The organism is Actinoalloteichus spitiensis RMV-1378, assembly GCF_000239155.1.
Classification (GTDB): domain Bacteria; phylum Actinomycetota; class Actinomycetes; order Mycobacteriales; family Pseudonocardiaceae; genus Actinoalloteichus_B; species Actinoalloteichus_B spitiensis.
This window is the reverse complement of sequence record NZ_AGVX02000435.1, coordinates 1-2,815: the sequence shown is the minus strand read 5'-3', so window position 1 is coordinate 2,815 and position 2,815 is coordinate 1. Positions and strand designations below refer to the sequence as shown.

The following is a 2,815-nucleotide window of genomic DNA, read 5'->3' as shown; positions in this document are numbered from 1 at the left end:
GGTGGTGGCTCCGCCGGGGGCCGAAACGGGAGCGGGCCGGCCCGGCCGGCCCCGGGGGCACCTCGGGCGGATGCCCGCCACGCGTGCCACCGCCGGGCTCGCCACCCGGTGGTGCCCCCCCGACCGGCCGGGACCTCAGCTGGCCGGCGTGATCCGCCGACCGCCCACCAGGTGCCAGCCGCGCTGGTCCACCGCGTGACCCGAACCGGGCAGCGTCACCGCCGCCGCCCGGACCAGTGGTGAGAAGCGGTAGCGGACCACGTCCGCCCCGCTCGTCGGCGCCTCCGCCGCCACCAGCTGGTGTTCGGTGATCTCCTCCAACAACGACTCCGCCCCCTCCACGCCGACGTCGAGCACCTCGGCCGCCTGGGCGCTGGTGAAGCCGCCGTCGAAGGCCAGGGTCAACAGCCGCAGCGCGTGCCGGGCCTGCGCCGGCAGCGGTTCGAGCCCCCGCGCGACGCTCTCCCCGATGCCCAGCTGGGCCGTGGGCAACCCCAACCGGGCCTCGGTGCGCACCGAACGCAGCAGGTGCCGCACCGACCAGTGCGGACGGACCGCCAGCCGGGTCCTGGCGGTGACGATGGCCTTCGGAACCCCCTCGCACAGGGCGAGGAGCTCACCCACCGCCTCGGGATCCCCGGTCGCCCGGTGGTCCTCCAACCCGGCGAGCAACAGCGCGTGCGCGTCCTCATCGGCCAGTGGGCCGAGCCGCACCGTCCGCCGCACCGCCGCGTCGGGCAAGATCCGCCGCGCGCCGGCGAGGACCCCGCAACCAGCGCCGGAGGGCATGACGGCGTGCAACTGCGCGGAGTCGACGAGCCCGTCGACCACGACCAGCAGCCGCAGGTCGGCGGTGCGGCTCCGGAACAGGCGGATCCGGTCCTCCAGGCACTCCGGAACCCGCTCCGCCGGCACCCCCAGCGCCCGGAGGAAACACGCGAGGGCGGCGCCGGGGGTGAGGCCACCGTCCACGCCCGACCCCAGTTCGGCGTGGAGCTGCCCGTCGGGGAACTCGTCCGCGACCCGGTGTCCCACGTCGGAGCAGAACGCCGAGGTCCCGCACCCCGGCCCGCCGGTGACCAGGACCACCGCCGGCCCGACCGCCCCGCCCTGGTCGGGTACGGCGAGGGCGGCCGCGGCCGAGGCGACCTCGGAGTCGCGGCCGACGAGGACGGCCGGCCGCGCCGGCAGGTGTCGCGGCGGCTCGGCGGGGCCGAGCTGGCGGCGGGTCACCGTCAGCGAGGGAACGTCGAGCACCGGGGAGGCCGCCAGGACCTGGGCGTGCAGCCGGCGGATCGCCGGGGAGGGGTCCAGTCCCAGTTCGGCGCTGAGCGCCTCCCGGGCGCGCTGGTACACGTGGAGCGCGTCCGACCGCCTGCCGGCCCGGTAGAGGGCGAGCATGAGCTTGGTCTGGAAACCCTCGTGCGTCGGGTACTGGGCGACCAGGCCGGTCAGTTCGCCCAACACCTCGTGGTGCCGGCCGGACTGGAGGTCGATCTCGATCCGCCGCTCCGTGGCGTTGCGGAACAGCTCCTCCAGCTCGACGGCCTCCGCCTGCAACAGGGGCCCCTGGCTGAGGTCGGCGAACACCGGGCCCCGCCACAGCGCCAAGGCGGACCGGAAGAGCCGGGCGGCGGTCTCCAGCCGACCCCCGGCGTGGTCGGCGTTGCCCTGGCGGACCAGCCGGGCGAAGGCACCGGCGTCGACCTCGCCGGGGGAGCAGCGCAGCAGGTAGCCGTTGGCCGTGGTCTCCAGGTCGAAGGAACCGGCCCCCAGCACCCGGGCCCCTCGGCGGTCCAGCCGTTCGTGGGGGCGGATCAGCTTCCGCAGCTGGTACACGTAGGTCTGGAGGGTGGTGCTCACGCTGCGCGGCGGGTGCTGCTCCCACAGCTCCTCGATGATCTGGTCGTTGCGGACCAGCCGGTTCTCCCGGACCGCCAGCAGCGCCAGCAACTGCCGGAGCTTTGCCGCGCTCGGGGTCACCGCCGTTCCACCGTGGTGGAACTCGAAGGGACCGAGGACCCGGACTCTCACTGCTGACATGCCCGTCCCAACTGGTGGTAGGTGCGCGGGGGCGGTGGAGGAACCGGGGCGGACCGCCGTGGTCGCGCCACCGGCTCGGCCGAAGCGCGGGCGGTCCACGAGGTCGTCCCCCGTCGGAGAGGGGCCCGCCGGCCACCGCTCCGCCGGTTGGGTTCCGATGCTGGTCCATTCGCCTCGTCCTGGTCTGGGTCGTCGCTGGAACCGTGGTCGAGTCCGCTGAGCCCCGGTGGCCGAGTCCGGACCGAGTCCGGTTCGAGTGCCGCCGGCCACGGTGGGGCCGGAACCGCACAGGTGCCCGAGCGGAGACCCGCGCGGGGCCGAGCAGGGCGCACAGGTCGATCCCCGGGCGGCGCGACGCACTCCACGCGACCCGGGGGGAAGGCCCCTCCGCCGCCAGGCGCGCGGGAGACGCCGACCCAGCACCACGTACACGGAGGATGCCCGATGCCCTATGCCGCGATCCTGTTCCGCGCCCAGCCGGGCACCGAGTCCGAGATCGCGCGACTCGTCGACGGCGTCGAGGAGCAGGAACCCCGGTCGTCGCTGACCGACCCGGAGACCGGGGCGGCCGCCGAGTTCCGGGGCACGGCCCCGTACGTCCGGGACGACGTCGTGCGGGTCATCGACCACGAGGGGGACCCGTCGGTGGTCGTCGACCACTTCGCCCGTCGGCCCGGGGCCCACCACGTCGAGGAGAGCACCGCCCCCTTCCTCGTCGAGCGGCGGGACACCGCCAGCCCCGAGGAGTTCCACCTGCACTTCGCGAACGTCA

Annotated in this window: 2 protein-coding genes; one reads left to right on the top strand and one right to left on the bottom strand. The window is 75.2% G+C overall.

The genetic code is table 11. The features are described from left to right. Window positions 1-135 precede the first annotated feature (135 nt). Entirely contained in the window at window positions 136-2,043 is a 1,908-nt protein-coding gene (locus ACTIDRAF_RS29690) for an AfsR/SARP family transcriptional regulator (RefSeq protein WP_083886462.1), read from the bottom strand. A gap of 444 nt (window positions 2,044-2,487) precedes the next feature. Between ACTIDRAF_RS29690 and ACTIDRAF_RS0218495 the strand changes: the two genes are divergently transcribed. Beyond that, on the top strand, window positions 2,488-2,815 hold a 328-nt coding region (locus ACTIDRAF_RS0218495), incomplete at its 3' end, for a SchA/CurD-like domain-containing protein (RefSeq protein WP_016700213.1).